Below are 14563 nucleotides of genomic sequence, written 5' to 3'. Positions count from 1 at the left end.
CATGTCTTTCAGGAAACTTCGAAATTGTATTCCGGCTGCGTCTTTGCGCCGGTAATATAGGCCACCACGTCCTGCCCGTCGGTGTCGCCCTTGGCAAGGTTGGCAACCATGCGCCCGCGGCGGAACACAACGATCCGGTCGCACAGATCCATCACCTGCCGCATATTGTGCGAGATCAGGATCAGCGGCTCGCCCGCTTCTTTCAAGGTGCGGATGATATTTTCGACCTGCGCGGTTTCCTGCACGCCGAGCGCCGCCGTCGGCTCGTCCATGATGGTCAGCTTGGAATGGAAGGTCGCGGTGCGTGCGATGGCAACGCATTGCCGCTGACCGCCCGACATATTGCGGATCGTGTTGTTGATGTTGGGAATCTTCACGGCGGTCTTTTCCAGACCCGCAATGGTCGCTTCGCGCATCGCCTTATAGTCCAGGATCGAGAACGGCCCCAGCCTGATCTTGAAGATCTCGCGTCCCAGAAACAGGTTGTCGGGCACGTTCAGGTCATCGGCCAGCGCCAGCGTCTGAAATACCGTCTCGATCCCTGCATCCCGCGCGTCCATCGGGTTTTCGAAATGCCGCTCCTTGCCGTCGAAGATCAGCTTGCCGCGGGTCGGAACCTCCACCCCGGTCAGCTGTCGCACGAAGGTGGATTTACCAGCCCCGTTGTCGCCCATGATCGCGACGTGTTCTCCGGCGCGCAGCGTGAAATTCGCGCCGGTCAGGGCATGCACCCCGCCGTAGTGCTTGGTCAGATCCTGCGTTTCCAGAATGATATCGCTCATGATCCTATCCCTTCAACGAAGCGCGTTGCTGGCGCCATTGATCGAGCACGACGGCCCCGACGATGATCACGCCCTTGACCATTTCCTGATAATAGGCGTCCAGCCGCAGGAACGTGAAACCCGAGATGATGACGCCGAAGATCAGCGCGCCGATACAGGTGCCGATGATCGATCCGCGCCCGCCCGACAGCGACACGCCCCCGATCACCGCCATGGCGATGGCATCCAACTCGTACATCAGGCCCATGCCGGTCTGCGCCGTCAGGTTCTTGGACGCCAGAACGATGGCCGAAAACCCGGCCAGAGCGCCCGCGATCGCATAGACCAGTGTCTTGTGCCGGGCGACCTTGATGCCCGACATCCGGGCCGCGTCCTCATTCGAGCCGATGGCGTAGGTGTGCTTGCCATAGACCGTGTATTTCAAGATCAGGTGGAACAGGATCGCCAGACCGGCGAACCAGACGACCGGCATCATACCGTCGCCGATGGCCGCGAAACTTTCGGTCGGGAAGGACACCGGCTGTCCCCGCGACCACCACTGCGCCGCGCCGCGCGCCGCGACCATCATGCCCAGTGTGGCGATGAAGGGCGGAATACGCGTGAAGGCGATTAGCAGACCATTGATCATGCCCGCACCGATCCCGACGATCAGGCCCAACAGCACCGGCAGGATAACCGGGAGGTCCATCCATTCAGGCCCGAACAGCGACTTGGGGTTGGGGTTGCCGTTGACCATGCCGGTCTGCGCAAAGGACATTGTCACCATTGCGGTCAGTCCGACAACCGACCCTGCGGACAGGTCAATGCCGCCGGAAATAATCACCTGCGTCGCGCCGAGCGCGATGATCCCGACGATGGAAACCTGAAGGATGATGATCTTGATCCGCGCCATGTTCAGGATCGTGCCGTCGCGCGCTTCGTTGAAATCGAACAGGAAAGACTGATCCCTGAATGTCATTCCCAAAGCCTCGAAGGCCAGAAGGATCAGGATAAGAGCGATGAAGACATTTGCCTCGTTCGGCCAGGATCGCTTCTTGGCATCGAAGGTCAGACCCCCGGTTCCATGGGACGTCTCGGCCATCTGTTCGCTCCTCGTGGGTAAAGTAGGGCCGGAACGCATGTCCCGGCCCGTGCTCGGATCAGTTCTTGGAGGTGAAGTCATCCACGTTGGCTTCTGTCACCAGCTGGAACGGAATATAGACCTTCTGGTCGACGTCCTCGCCATTGGCCAGGGCCAGTGCCGCGTCGATTGCACCCGCACCCTGACCGGCGGCATCCTGGAACACCGTCGCGTCCAGATCACCGGCCTGCAGCGCCTGCAACGCATCCTGCGTCGCATCGACACCGACCACCACGATGTCGGCCATGTCGTAATCCGCAGCCTTCAGGGCCTGGATCGCGCCGAGGGCCATCTCATCGTTGTTGGCGAAGACGACCTGAAACTCGTCGCCCGCCGAGATGAAGTTTGTCATCAGGTCCGAGGCTTCGTCACGTGACCAGTTGGCGGTCTGCTTGTCGATCAGCGTGATGAAGTTGCACATGTCGATGCCGATGATGTCCTCGACATCCTTGGAGCGCTGCACGGCCGCCTGGTTCGACAACTGGCCCATCAGCATGTAGCCCTTGGCGCCCCCGGCATAACCCATCGACCGCAGCATCTTGCAGGCCTCGAACGCGGCGAGGGTGCCGGATTCGATCTCGTTCGACGCGACAAACGCCTGATTGTCCGGCAGGCTGTCGACGTTCGCAGGCTCCCGATTGACATAGACCAGGGGCACGCCGGCATCTTCGGCGGCCTTGGACATGGCGTCGACGGCGTTGGTGTCGACCGCGTTGACCACGATGGCGTCGACACCGCTGGCGATGAAGTTGTTAATCTGGTCCAGCTGTGCCGCGACGTCGTCCTGCGCGTCCTCGACCTGAATATCGACACCGTCCAGCGTAGCAGCGTGGTCCTCCATGCCGGTGCGCAGGGTCGTCAGAAAGTTGTCGTCAAAGCGCGCCATCGACACGCCGATGCTCTGGGCCATCGCGCTGGTGGTCATCAATGCGGCCACACCGGCCACGATAAGGGTCTTTGTCATCTTGTTTCCTCCCTGGTGAGTGTCCGGTGCACCCGTTTCTTTTGGCCGGAGCCCCGTTGATCGGGGTTCGATCCGTCGGTTTCAGGCGGCCTGTGCCGACCCTCGCGTTCGGATGAATTCCATTGATTGTCTTAATGCGCCGACCGGATCGGGCAGCGCGTGAAAGTCTGGCGAAAACGCCTCGAACGAAAACGGCCCGGTATATCCTGCCGTCAGCAACCGTTCGATCTGATCCAGATTTCCCAGCCGGTCGGCACCATCGATCAACCCGCGATGCGCATCGGTCATTTCGGATGTCTGCACGTCGGGGTCCGTCACGCCGGAAATGTGAACGATGCCGGTTTGCGCAGCGAAAACATCCGGTTCGCCCGACAGGTGATGGTGGAACGTGTCGTGGACCAGCCGCAACGTAGCGGATGCGTCCAGAGTGTCTATCGCGTCCAAAGCGGCGCGTTTCAGGCGAAGCGACGATGCGCTGAACCCCAAGGGCTCGACCAGGCCGGTCAACCCGTGATCCGCCAGCATAGGCATCAGATCACGCAGTGCCATGACCAGATCGCCGGTGCCGCCGTCGCATCGCGGGATCAAGGCAATGGCTTCAGCCCCGGCCTCCGCCGCTGTCTGCATCAGAATCTGTGCCTGTGCCCGGCGATCAGATGTCCAGTCGTCGAACGCTGACACCTCGGCCAGCGCCAGAAGACGCAACCCGGCATCGCGGGCCAGCGCTCCTGCGTCCCCGGCGGACATCCCGTCAAACAAGGGCCCCGGCAGATCAGTGCGAACCTCCACCCCGATGCACCCCAATTCGGATGCGGCGCGCAACAGCCCGGCAAAACCCATCCGGGCGACACTCATGTGGTTGAGCGCGAACTCCAACGACTGACCTCCTCCGCGATCCTCGCATCGCCCGCCAACTGTGCGAGAGGGACTAACGCCGGGTCAATGGCAGGCCGGTTTTCCCATCATCAATGAGGGACATGGGGCGCTGCCTTGCAACAACTCCATCATTCAAATCGATTCCGGCATGTGGATGTCTGGTCGCAGGAAGGTCTGCCCCGGCAGTGGCACCCCTTCGGATGTGTGCGCCTGATGGGCCAGGGTGAAAAGATTGCGACAGATCGTATTGAGCGGTGTGCCGATCACCATCTCCACATATCGGTCCGCCAATGCTGACCGGCTTTCGGGGGTCAGTTCGTTCACGACCAGCGCCACCTCACGCGGTTGACGAGCTTCGCGCAGGGCCGCGATCGCCCCCTCCATTCCACCTCCGGCGCAATAGATGCCGCGCAGATCAGGATGCCGCGACAACAGGTCCAGCGTTGCCTCGTAGGTCAGTTGCCGGGTCTCCAGATTGACCAGCGTATCCAGAATGGTGAACTCCGGCGCGAACTCCCGCTGATAGCTGCGGAACCCGGTTTCGCGCAGCTCGTGTCCATGCCAGCGGTGACCGCCCACGAACATTGCCAGCTTGCCGCTGGTGCGTGCAGCAGTCGTCACCATATGCGCCGCCATTCGCCCTATTTTCATATTATTCAGACCGATATAACTGTCGCGCGTACCCTGGCCGAAGTCGTTGCACAAAGCAAAACAGGGAATACCCTGTGCGTGCAGACGCTCGATCGCGGTCGTCACTTCGACATGGTTCACGGCGACCGCCGCGACGGCATCGACCCGACCTGCAAAGCCTTCCATAAGCCGGGCGAAATCGGCGGGCTGCTGGGTCGGCGAAAACTCGACGATTGCGCGCCCCCGGATATCCGGCGCGTGAATTGCCGCCTGTTCCGCAGCCCGTTTGAAGGCCTGCGAGAAAGAGTGCCGCTCCTTGCTCAACACGAATCCGATGGTCAGGCGCGGCAGGTCAGAATGCACCCGGTGTCCGATCAATGCGGCGGCATGATAGCCGATTGACTGTGCAGCCTCATAGACGCGCCGCGCCGTCTCAGCGCGCACTGACGCGCGTCCATTCAGCACACGATCCACGGTCGCGGTGCTGACCCCGGCAGCGCGAGCCAGGTCATTGATGGTCGGACGATTGGACATCATGGCCTCTCGGAATCATGATGGTTTCACATCATTCTATGCTGCTCAGTGATGTTTTCTGATTTGTTTAGACAGAACAAGTCTTATTTTTCCGTCATTTCGGCACCGTAGAATTGGAAAATTTGCAACCGATTGCAATTTCGCCCCCGACAACAGAGAATCAGGGCCGGAAAACAGGGGGCAAAACATGCCGATCACGCTGAAGGATGTCGCCCTGCGCGCCGGAGTGAGTCGCTCTGCCGTGTCGCGAACATTCACCGAAGGCGCCTCGGTCAGTCCGAAAACCCGCGCCAAGGTCGAACGCGCCGCCGCCGATCTGGGCTATGCCCCTTCGGCCCTTGCCTCTGCCCTGTCAACCGGGCGCACCAAGCTGATCGGGCTTGTCGTTTCGAACTTTCACAACCCGATCTTCCTTGAAGTCTTCGACCGGTTCACCCGCGGATTGCAGGAGCGCGGCCTGCGCCCCCTTCTGGTCAACCTGTCCGGCGAAACTGATCCCGAAGCTTCGGTGCGGATGCTGCGGCAGTATTCGGTGGATGGGGTGATCGTCGCCTCCTCCACCCTGCCCCCCAGCTTTGCAGGCGCGTTCCGGGCCGCCGGTTTGCCGGTCGTGCACTCCTTCGGGCGCTGGACCGACAGACCCGAAACCCACGTCGTCGGCATCGACAATGTGGACAGCGGACGGATGGCCGCACGCACACTGCTGGACCGGGGTTATCGTAAGATCGCTTTCCTTGGTGGCCCGGAATCCGCCACCTCGACGCAGGACCGGATGGCCGGGTTTCGGATGGCCCTGCCCGTCGACACTCCGCTCTCGACCAGTTTTGCCCTGACCTACTCCTTCGGTGCGGGTCGATTGGAAATGCAGCGCCTGCTCGCCGATGGTCCCCCGGCCGAAGCGTATTTCTGCGGCGACGACGTGCTTTCCATCGGGGTGTTGTCGGCCCTGTCGGACGCGGGCCTGTCGGTGCCCGGCGACGTCGGCGTGATCGGGTTGAACGACATGGAAATGGCAGGCTGGGAGAACATCAACCTGACCACGATCCGTCAACCCATCGCCGAAATCATCGACGCCTCGATCGAACTGGCCGTCCTGTCGGTGGAAGACCCCGACCGCCTGCCCGAAGCGCGCCTGTTCCCCTGCCGGGTGACCGAGCGGGGGACATTGCGCCCCCTGCCCCGGCGTTAGCGGAACATGGGTGGTCGCGCATCGACCCAGGCTCCATCGGCCTTGCCCGATTCCGCCACTGCAAAGACCGCCGCCATCGACCGCAGACCGTCTTCGGCCCGTGGATACAGATTTGCCGCCGGGTCCATAGTGCGCCCATCCTTGCGCGCTCGGATCGCCTCGGCCAGATCGGTGTAGATATTGCCGAAAGCCAGCGGCATACCTTCCGCGTGGCCCACTGTGACGCGACTGGTCCGGTCAGCCTCGGGCGAGAGGTTGCCTTCGCCACGTTCGATCACCTGCAATCGCTGACCCAGAGGCATGTAATACAACTGGTTCGGCTGTTCCTGCGACCAGCGCAACCCACCGGTTTCGCCGAATACCTGTATGGCCAACCCGTGCTGCCGACCAATCGCAATCGACGAAGTCCAGAGCCGCCCCACTGCGCCACCGTCCATCCGGAAGTTGACCATCGCGTCGTCTTCCAGCGTGCGCACCGGAATGCCGGACACGATATCGGCAGAGAGCCTTTCGACCTCTTGCCCGGTCACGAAACTTGCCATGTGCATGGCGTGAATGCCGCAATCCGCAAACTGCGCGCTGACCCCCGCCTGGGCCGGATCGTAGCGCCAGCGGACACGTGGATTGTCGGCGTCAGTCGCGTCGGCATGGTGGCCGTGGGCAAATTCGGCCACCACGACACGAACCTTGCCGATATCGCCCCGCGCCACCATCGCCCGCATGTGTCGCACAAGCGAATAACCGGAGTAGCCATAGTTCACGGCGCAGATTCTGCCAGTGTGATTGGCCAGATGCACCAGCTCTTCGCCTTCGGCGACGGTCATGGTCATCGGCTTTTCACACAGCACGTGAAAGCCGTTTTCCAGGAACGCCCTGGTGATTTCGAAATGGGTGGCGTTCGGCGTGGCGACAGTGACCAGATCGACGCGATCCGGGCGATCCTTTTCGCCCGCCAGCATATCCTGCCACGACCCATAGGCGCGGTCGGCGTCCAGCCCCAGTCTCTGGCCATAGTCCCGGCCCTGGTCTGGCCTGTGATCCAGCGCGCCGGCAACGAAGGCAAATTCCCCGTCCAGACCCGCCCCCAGACGATGCGCCGGCCCGATCTGGCTGCCTTCGCCGCCGCCGACCATGCCCCAGTTCAGTTTCACCATCTTAGAATCCGATCGATTGCAGGTATTCACGGTTCGCAGTCGCGTCGCCCAGAGTGTCAGGGTTCAGTGTCGGATCGCAGTCCTGTTCAACCGTGCACCATCCATCAAACCCCTCGTCCAGCAAGATTTGGCGAACAGCCGGGAAATCCACATCGCCCTGCCCCAGATTGCAGAAAATCCCCTGCCCGCAGGCCCTGTAGAAATCAGTCCGTCTGGCGACGACATCGGCCTTCACCTTCGGGTCGATGTCCTTGAAGTGCATGTAGCTGATGCGTTCGATGTGCCGCTTCATGAAAGCCACCGGATCATAACCGGCATAGGAATGATGCCCTGTGTCGAAGCAGATCTTCAGGATGTCTTCAGGAACTTCATCCAGCAAACGCTCCAGCTCGGGTTCGAAATCTATGAACCCCGCGGCATGGGCGTGGATGCCGACGGTCAGACCATACTCCTCCGCCCCGATCTTCGCCACCGTGGCGATGCGATCGCGGAAGGCCGCCCATTCATCCTTGTCCATCTGCTCCGCCTCGGACGCGCGCCCGGCGGTCGGTGCCCGACGCGGCGAGATACTGTCGATCAGCACCAGATGCTTCGCGCCATGCGCGACCAGCGCCTTGCAAGTCCGGATGGCGCCATCCATCACGTCGTCCCATTGTGCGGGGTCGTGGAATGCCCGGAACACGACGCCCCCGATCAGCGTCATATCGTGTTTCGCCAGACCCTCGGCCAAAATGACGGGGTCTTCGGGCATGAACCCCACCGGCCCCAGTTCGATCCCCTTGTATCCGGCTTCGGCACATTCCTTCAAAACGTGCTGCCAGGTCGGATTACGGGGGTCGCGGGCGAATTCGACGCCCCAGGAACACGGCGCATTGCCGATACGTATCGTCATGATCTGGCCCTCACAAATCGACCCATTGCCGCTGCTCCGAAGAGGTCCAGGCAGCTTCGACCACCCGGTTGACCTCCATCCCGTCGCGGAAAGTCGGGAAAATGTTCGTATTCGTTTCGATGGCGTGCAGGAAATCCCGCGCCTCGATGATGATCTGATCCTGATATCCCGTGCCGTGCCCCGGTCCCTGACAGAAGGCGGCATAGTTCGGATGTGCCGGGCCGGTCAGGATTTTGGTGAATCCGCGCCCTGCCTCGGGGCCATCGGCGTAATATACGTGCAATGCGTTCTGATCTTCCTGATCGAATCGGATCGTGCCTTTCGTCCCGTGGATCTCATAACCGTATCCCATCTTGCGCCCCGTCGCCGTGCGACTGACGTAGAGCTGACCCATGACGCCATTTGCAAAGCGCAACATCATCTGGGCATGGTCGTCGTTCGTCACCTGAACCGGGCCATCCGGGCCGGGGCGGGTATCATGAATCGTCTCTATCTGTGCCATCAGTGACTTGATCGGCCCCATCAGCGCCAGCGCGCAATTGATCGGGTGCGGGGCCAGATCACCCATCGTGCCCGACGCCCGGCCTTCGGTCCGCCAATAGGCGGGGGCATCCGGATCGGACAGGAAATCCTCGGTATGCTCTCCACGAAACCAGGTGATCCTGCCAAGCGCTCCGGATCTGACCAGTCGGATCGCCTCTTGCGTCGCGGGGGTGCGAACGTAGTTGAAGCCGGTCATGTTGATGGCATTCGCCGCTTCTGCCGCCATGACCATAACGGCACTGTCGGCGGCGTTTTCACCCAGCGGCTTTTCGCAGAACACCGGCAGACCGCGTGCGAAGGCGGCTTCGGCGATCTCCCGATGAGTGGATTGAGGTGAGGCGATGATGATCGCTTCGACCTCCGGGTCGGCGACCAGCTTGCGCCAGTCCGATGTCGCCCGCGCAAACCCATAGGCCGCGCGATACCGCTCTGCCGAAGCGTCGGATGTGGCACAGACCATGACGAGTCTCGGACGCAAAACCGTCTCGAACACAGGGCCGACGGCAGACATCGCCACCGCATGGGCTTTGCCCATATAGCCTCCGCCAATGATGCCAATGCCGATATCGCGCATAGTCCCCCCGGTTCCCGATTAGCAATTGCAACCGGTTGCAATATCCGTATTCTGGGATTCGAAAACGTGCAAGCGCTTTTCACCGGGAGGAATGCCGCAATGACAGAAACGATCCGCCTTACGGTGGCACAGGCCATCGTGCGTTGGCTTCTGGCGCAACATATCGACATCGACGGAACCCGGACGCGCATCTGCGGCGGTGGCTTCGGCATCTTCGGTCATGGCAACGTGCCCTGTCTGGGCGAGGCGCTGTATCCGGTGCGCGATCAACTGCCGCTCTATCGCGGTCAGAATGAAACCAGCATGGGGTTCGCCGCTGCCGGCTATGCCAAATATCATCTGCGCCGCCGCTTCATGTTCTGCACCGCAAGCGCTGGCCCCGGCACAGCAAATCTGCTGACCGCCGCAGCACTGGCCCACGCAAACCGTCTGCCGATGCTGATGCTTTGCGGCGATACCTTCCTGACCCGCCTGCCCGACCCGGTGCTGCAACAACTTGAACATTTCGGCAATCCGGCACTGGGCGTGAACGATGCCTTCAAGGCTGTCACCCGGTTCTGGGACCGCATCACCCATCCGGCGCAGATCCTGCAATCGCTGCCTGCCGCTCTGGCGACCATGCTGGACCCCGCCGATTGCGGCCCGGCGTTTCTGGGCCTGCCGCAGGATGTGCAGGGCTGGGCCTGGGATTATCCAAAGGCTTTCTTTGACAATCGGACACATCGCATTCGCCGACAGATGCCCGATACGGTCGAAATCTCCGAGGCTGCCGCAATCCTGAAATCCGCTGAACGTCCAGTCATCATTGCCGGCGGAGGCGTGCAGTATTCCGGGGCTGTGTCCGAGCTGACGCGTTTCGCCGAAAATCATGATATCCCGGTATTAGAGACAATTGCCGGCCGGGCAAATCTTCTGGACGATCATCCGCTGAACATCGGTCCGGTCGGCGTCACCGGATCGAACTCGGCCAACTGGACGGCGGAAAACGCCGACGTGATCTTCGCCGTCGGCACCCGCTTGCAGGACTTCACGACCGGCAGCTGGACCGCCTTTGCGCGCGATGCCAGATTGCTGACGCTCAACGTCGGGCGTCACGATGCGGCCAAGCATCTGGCCACGATGGTCGTAGGCGATGCAAAGTTGGGACTGAATGCTGTCGGCGACGCTCTCGGTAATCACAAAACGCCCGCGGAATGGACCGCAAAGGCCAAGGCCGAGCGCGCAAAATGGAACGATTACCGCGCCGAGAACGTGACACCCGGCAACCGCCCGAACTCCTATACCCAGGCCATTGGCACGATAAATGCGCTGATGGCCCCGTCCGACCGCGTCGTCGCCGCCGCCGGGGGGCTTCCCGCCGAAGTTACCGCCAACTGGCGCACCCTGAAGGCGGGCACCGTAGATGTGGAATTCGGCTTCTCCTGCATGGGTTACGAAATCGCGGGCGGCTGGGGCGCGCGCATCGCGCAGGCCGAGGACGAGCCCGACAGCGACACCGTCGTGCTGACCGGCGACGGCAGCTATCTGATGCTGAACTCTGACCTCTATTCCGCCGTCCTGACCGAAAAGAAACTGATCGTTCTGGTACTCGACAACGGCGGTTTCGCGGTCATCAACAAGTTGCAGAACAACACAGGGCAGGACAGTTTCAACAACCTGATCGCGGATACACCGACCGCCACCCGCCAGGTTCGTGTCGATTTCGAATCCCACGCCAAAGCCATGGGCGCACATGCCGAAACCGTCTCTAACGCGGGCGAACTGGCCGATGCCTTCACCCGTGCCAAGGCCTCTGCCCATACCACCGTCATCGTCATGCAGGTCGATCCCTATGATGGCTGGACGTCTGAGGGGCACGCCTGGTGGGAGATCGGAACGCCCGAAATTTCGGAAACCAGGTCCGTCACTGCCGCGCACAAGGATGTGGAAGCCACGCGCACCAAGCGACAGAGGAAAGGCATATGAAAACCTACAAAGCCGATGCAGCCGATCCAGACGCCATTGTCGACGAATTGTTAAACGGCGGCGGGGCCGTGATGTTCAAAGGCCTGTTTGCACCCGAGGATATTGCCGAGGCCCGACGCATCATCCTCGAACATTCCAACAACGATGCGGCCAAGGTCACGCATTTTCAGGGGGCCGCCGCCAAGGATGGCCAGCTGGCCCTGCAACGACGGGTCTGGAACCTCTTGGCCAAGGGCGACGTGTTTGCCCGTATGGCCACGCACCCGGTCTTGATGAAAGTCCTGTCGAAATTCCTCGGCACCGGATTCATAATGGGCTCCATCGCGGCCAACCGCATCCTGCCGGGCGGGCCGGGTCAGGAACCGCATGTCGATTATCCCTATTGGGATTTCCATGCGCCGGAAACGCATCCCATCGGCCTGAACGCCAGTTTTCCGATGAACGCGCAGGTCACCGTGATCCTCGATCCGTTCACCGAGGCGTCGGGCGCGACCGCCTATGTGCCCGGCACGCAGAAACATCTGCGATATCCGGGGCCGAAGGATGATTTTCACGGCAAAGCCAAACGCATGCTGGGTGAACCGGGTGACACTGTGCTGTTTTTTGGCGCCGCCTGGCATTGCGCGATGCCGAACCGTTCCGACCATGAACGCTGTGCGGTTCTGACGAACTATCTGCCCAAGTGGGTCAAACCGCTGGAAGATATGCCCGCCGCCCTGCCCCGCGAACTTCTCGACACCGCTTCCCCTGAACTGCGTCAGCTGTTGGGGTTCGACTATCCTTATCCCGAAGTTCTCGACACCGCCGATGCCGTTAATGCGGAAGGGCTAAAATGAACCTGTCGGACAGGGATTTCCTGATCGTCGGGCGCGCGGGTATGGATTTCTACCCCGACCCGCCCGGTACCCGCACCGAAGACGCCGAAAGCTTCGTGTCCTGCCTGGGCGGAAGCAGCGCGAATATCGGCGTCGCGCTGGTCAAACAGGGCTGCAAGGCCGCCCTGGTGACCCGTGTCAGCGACGATGCAATCGGACGGTTCGCCATCAACCAGCTGGACCGCTACGGTGTCGACCGCACCTGTGTCAAACCCGTGGGCGGCGAAGCACGCAACTCGCTCGCTGTGGTCGAAACCCGGATGGAGGACCACCAATCGGTCATCTATCGCAACGGCGCCGCAGACTTCGAGATGACGGTCGCTGATGTAGAGGCAGCGCGGTATTCGGGCCGCAGCGCCCTGATCACCACCGGCACGGTCTTTGCCGCCGATCCCAGCCGCACCGCAGCCTTTCGCGCCTTTGATCTGGCGCGAAGCGCAGACATCCCGCTGATCTTCGATATCGACTACCGCCCCTATTCCTGGACAAGCCCGCAGATTGCCTCCGACGTGCTAAGCCGCGCGGGCGACCTATGCGACGTCATCATCGGGAATGACGTCGAATTCGGATTTATGGCCGGCGACTATGAAAAGGGTCTCGAAAAGGCTCGAACGCTGGCGGAACAGGGCAAACTGATCGTCTACAAGATGGGCGAGAAGGGCGCGATCACCTTCCATGACGGTGACGAAATCCGCACCGGCATCTATCGCACAGATGCCCTGAAACCCACCGGCGCGGGCGACAGTTTCATGGGCGGGTTCATCGCCGGTCTGGCCAACGGCCACGACGTGAAATCGGCCGTCCTGCGCGGGTCGGCCAGCGCCGCGATGGTCGTTGCCCGCGTTGGCTGCGCCCCCGCCATGCCGACCACACTCGAACTCGAGGCCTTTCTGGCCAATCACCCCGGACCCACGGAGTAGCCCCGATGCACATCCCCCCCCATGACAATCACAACAAGCCGATCGTCGACGTCGACAATGCGACGGTTCCGCTGAACTACTTCAATATCGTCAAGCTGAATCAGGGCGAGACCTTCGAATATCGCGTTCCCGGATACGAGACCTGCATCGTGCCTGCGACCGGCACGGTGACCATCGAAACCGGCGGCGAGACCTACAAGGATATCGGTGTCCGCACCGGCGATGTCTTCGATGGCGACCCCGAAGGTGTCTATGTCCCGACCGATACGGGCGCGCAAATCACCTGTCGCAGTGCCACCGCCGAAGTCTTCATTGCAGGCGCCAAATTCGCCGACACGCTAAAGCCTTTCGCCGTCCGAACCAAGGATCTTGACAAGGTGCAATATGGCAGTGACGACACCAAGACCCATCGCCGCATCGCGCATATCCTGGGCGCGCAATACCATGACCGTGTTGGTCGGTTGCTGGTGTCGGAACTGTTCACCGTCGGTCAGGGCGGCTGGTCCGGTTTTCCCAGCCACAAGCACGACACCGACCGCCTGCCCGACGAGACGCGGCACGACGAGACCTATAACTTTCGCTTCAAACCGAACTACGGCTCGGGCGTGCAGATGCTGCAACGCGAAGATAACAAGCCCGGCGATGCCTATCATATCATGGATGGCTCCACGATCTGTCTCGACAAGGGGTATCATCCCTGCGCCGTTCTGCCCGGCTATGAAATGTACTACTTCACCATCCTCGGCGGACTCAGCCAGCGGTCGCTGAAGCAATACTTCCAGCCGACGCACGCCGAACAACTGCATACGATTCCGGGCATCATGGATATGGTGGCCAAGTTCAAATGACCCTCGTTCCCCTGTCCGACGTGCTGCAACCCGCGCTTCGGGATGGCCGCGCCATCGCCGGTGTCGTCTGTCTGGGGTGGGAGGATGCGCGCGCCTATACCGCCGCCGCGCAGACATTGGGTGTGCCGATCATCCTGCAAGCCGGGCCAGGCTGTCGCGCGCATACCCCCCTGCCCGTTCTGGGCGCGATGTTCCGGTCGCTGGCGGCCGACGTCGACGTGCCCGTCGTGGTTCATCTGGATCACGGATACGAAGAATCCGATTGTGCCGCCGCGATTGATGCTGGGTTCACCTCCGTCATGTTCGACGGGTCGAAACTGTCGCTGGCCGACAACATCGACCGGACCCGTGCCATTGCTGACATGGCCCATGCCGCGGGTGTCAGTTGCGAGGGCGAAATCGGGTTCGTCGGCTATGCCGCAGGTGCCGAGAGCAAGGGGACCGACCCCGGCGAAGCCGCAGAGTTCGCCCGCGAAACCGGCGTTGACGCCATGGCGATTTCCGTCGGCAACATGCACTTGCAGACCGGTGCGGGCAATGGACTGGACGAAGCCCGCATCCGCGCGATCGAGGCTGTCACCTCCGTCCCGCTGGTCATCCACGGCGGGTCGGGTGTGCCGCACGGGCAACGGGCCGCACTGGCGCGCAGTTCGTCAATTTGCAAATTCAACATCGGGACAGAATTGCGTCAGGTCTT

At 61.6% G+C, this 14563-nt stretch carries 14 protein-coding genes; 6 read left to right on the top strand and 8 right to left on the bottom strand.

Features of this window, described 5'->3' with window-relative positions; translation table 11 throughout:
* Positions 1–8: 8 nt before the first annotated feature.
* The 5 genes from AC13C2_RS00310 to AC13C2_RS00290 all read right to left on the bottom strand — a co-directional run bounded on the left by AC13C2_RS00310 (position 9) and on the right by AC13C2_RS00290 (position 4906).
* Positions 9–782: an ATP-binding cassette domain-containing protein gene (locus AC13C2_RS00310; RefSeq protein ID WP_092765309.1), complete on the bottom strand. Its 774-nt coding sequence runs from the start codon at positions 780–782 to the stop codon at positions 9–11.
* A gap of 4 nt (positions 783–786) precedes the next feature.
* On the bottom strand, positions 787–1863 hold the full coding sequence (locus AC13C2_RS00305; protein WP_092765308.1) for an ABC transporter permease: 1077 nt from the start codon (positions 1861–1863) through the stop codon (positions 787–789).
* A gap of 58 nt (positions 1864–1921) precedes the next feature.
* Positions 1922–2866, bottom strand: coding sequence for a sugar ABC transporter substrate-binding protein (locus AC13C2_RS00300; protein ID WP_092765306.1), 945 nt, complete (start codon positions 2864–2866; stop codon positions 1922–1924).
* Positions 2867–2947: 81 nt separating this feature from the next.
* Positions 2948–3742 (bottom strand): TIM barrel protein, encoded by a 795-nt coding sequence (locus AC13C2_RS00295; protein ID WP_482885565.1) that lies wholly within the window; start codon positions 3740–3742, stop codon positions 2948–2950.
* Positions 3743–3874: 132 nt separating this feature from the next.
* A complete protein-coding gene (locus tag AC13C2_RS00290; protein ID WP_482885564.1) occupies positions 3875–4906 on the bottom strand; it encodes a LacI family DNA-binding transcriptional regulator in 1032 nt (343 codons plus the stop codon).
* A 187-nt stretch (positions 4907–5093) separates the two neighbouring features.
* Between AC13C2_RS00290 and AC13C2_RS00285 the strand changes: the two genes are divergently transcribed.
* Positions 5094–6095, top strand: coding sequence for a LacI family DNA-binding transcriptional regulator (locus AC13C2_RS00285; protein ID WP_482885563.1), 1002 nt, complete (start codon positions 5094–5096; stop codon positions 6093–6095).
* On the opposite strand, the gene AC13C2_RS00280 is transcribed toward AC13C2_RS00285, so the two are convergent.
* Genes AC13C2_RS00280 through AC13C2_RS00270 form a run of 3 tightly spaced genes read right to left on the bottom strand, consistent with a single transcriptional unit; the run spans position 6092 to position 9258 of the window.
* Positions 6092–7249, bottom strand: a complete 1158-nt coding sequence (locus AC13C2_RS00280) for a Gfo/Idh/MocA family protein (protein ID WP_482885562.1) — start codon at positions 7247–7249, stop codon at positions 6092–6094. The two genes, AC13C2_RS00285 and AC13C2_RS00280, sit on opposite strands and share 4 nt — an antisense overlap.
* Before the next feature lies 1 nt (position 7250).
* Positions 7251–8141 carry a sugar phosphate isomerase/epimerase family protein gene (locus AC13C2_RS00275; RefSeq protein ID WP_482885561.1) on the bottom strand — a complete coding sequence of 297 codons (891 nt, stop codon included), beginning with the start codon at positions 8139–8141 and terminating at the stop codon, positions 7251–7253.
* Between the two features lie 10 nt (positions 8142–8151).
* On the bottom strand, positions 8152–9258 hold the full coding sequence (locus AC13C2_RS00270) for a Gfo/Idh/MocA family protein (protein ID WP_482885560.1): 1107 nt from the start codon (positions 9256–9258) through the stop codon (positions 8152–8154).
* Between the two features lie 99 nt (positions 9259–9357).
* On the opposite strand from AC13C2_RS00270, the gene iolD reads away from it, so the two are divergent.
* The 5 genes from iolD to AC13C2_RS00245 all read left to right on the top strand — a co-directional run.
* On the top strand, positions 9358–11223 hold the full coding sequence (gene iolD / locus AC13C2_RS00265; RefSeq protein WP_482885559.1) for a 3D-(3,5/4)-trihydroxycyclohexane-1,2-dione acylhydrolase (decyclizing): 1866 nt from the start codon (positions 9358–9360) through the stop codon (positions 11221–11223).
* Positions 11220–12059 (top strand): phytanoyl-CoA dioxygenase family protein, encoded by an 840-nt coding sequence (locus tag AC13C2_RS00260; protein ID WP_482885558.1) that lies wholly within the window; start codon positions 11220–11222, stop codon positions 12057–12059. The genes iolD and AC13C2_RS00260 overlap by 4 nt, the downstream gene beginning before the upstream one ends.
* Positions 12056–13018: a 5-dehydro-2-deoxygluconokinase gene (gene iolC / locus AC13C2_RS00255; RefSeq protein ID WP_482885557.1), complete on the top strand. Its 963-nt coding sequence runs from the start codon at positions 12056–12058 to the stop codon at positions 13016–13018. The genes AC13C2_RS00260 and iolC overlap by 4 nt, the downstream gene beginning before the upstream one ends.
* 5 nt (positions 13019–13023) lie before the next feature.
* Positions 13024–13866: a 5-deoxy-glucuronate isomerase gene (locus tag AC13C2_RS00250; RefSeq protein WP_092765286.1), complete on the top strand. Its 843-nt coding sequence runs from the start codon at positions 13024–13026 to the stop codon at positions 13864–13866.
* Positions 13863–14563: class II fructose-bisphosphate aldolase (locus AC13C2_RS00245; RefSeq protein ID WP_482885556.1), on the top strand; the 701-nt coding region annotated here is incomplete at its 3' end. The genes AC13C2_RS00250 and AC13C2_RS00245, both read left to right, overlap by 4 nt.

The sequence above is a fragment of the Jannaschia sp. L-14R genome, from assembly GCF_056857695.1.
The sequence above is the reverse complement of the archived record's forward strand: the minus strand, read 5'-3'. Positions and strand labels throughout refer to the sequence as shown.

What these genes read in the sequence shown, in the direction of transcription:
- AC13C2_RS00300 (WP_092765306.1), bottom strand. Translation starts at nt 2,866, where the DNA reads ATGACAAAGACCCTTATCGTGGCCGGTGTGGCCGCATTGATGACCACC.
- AC13C2_RS00280 (WP_482885562.1), bottom strand. Translation starts at nt 7,249, where the DNA reads ATGGTGAAACTGAACTGGGGCATGGTCGGCGGCGGCGAAGGCAGCCAG.
- AC13C2_RS00270 (WP_482885560.1), bottom strand. Translation starts at nt 9,258, where the DNA reads ATGCGCGATATCGGCATTGGCATCATTGGCGGAGGCTATATGGGCAAA.
- AC13C2_RS00285 (WP_482885563.1), top strand. Translation starts at nt 5,094, where the DNA reads ATGCCGATCACGCTGAAGGATGTCGCCCTGCGCGCCGGAGTGAGTCGC.
- AC13C2_RS00250 (WP_092765286.1), top strand. Translation starts at nt 13,024, where the DNA reads ATGCACATCCCCCCCCATGACAATCACAACAAGCCGATCGTCGACGTC.
- iolD (WP_482885559.1), top strand. Translation starts at nt 9,358, where the DNA reads ATGACAGAAACGATCCGCCTTACGGTGGCACAGGCCATCGTGCGTTGG.
- AC13C2_RS00305 (WP_092765308.1), bottom strand. Translation starts at nt 1,863, where the DNA reads ATGGCCGAGACGTCCCATGGAACCGGGGGTCTGACCTTCGATGCCAAG.
- AC13C2_RS00260 (WP_482885558.1), top strand. Translation starts at nt 11,220, where the DNA reads ATGAAAACCTACAAAGCCGATGCAGCCGATCCAGACGCCATTGTCGAC.
- AC13C2_RS00275 (WP_482885561.1), bottom strand. Translation starts at nt 8,141, where the DNA reads ATGACGATACGTATCGGCAATGCGCCGTGTTCCTGGGGCGTCGAATTC.
- AC13C2_RS00310 (WP_092765309.1), bottom strand. Translation starts at nt 782, where the DNA reads ATGAGCGATATCATTCTGGAAACGCAGGATCTGACCAAGCACTACGGC.
- iolC (WP_482885557.1), top strand. Translation starts at nt 12,056, where the DNA reads ATGAACCTGTCGGACAGGGATTTCCTGATCGTCGGGCGCGCGGGTATG.
- AC13C2_RS00290 (WP_482885564.1), bottom strand. Translation starts at nt 4,906, where the DNA reads ATGTCCAATCGTCCGACCATCAATGACCTGGCTCGCGCTGCCGGGGTC.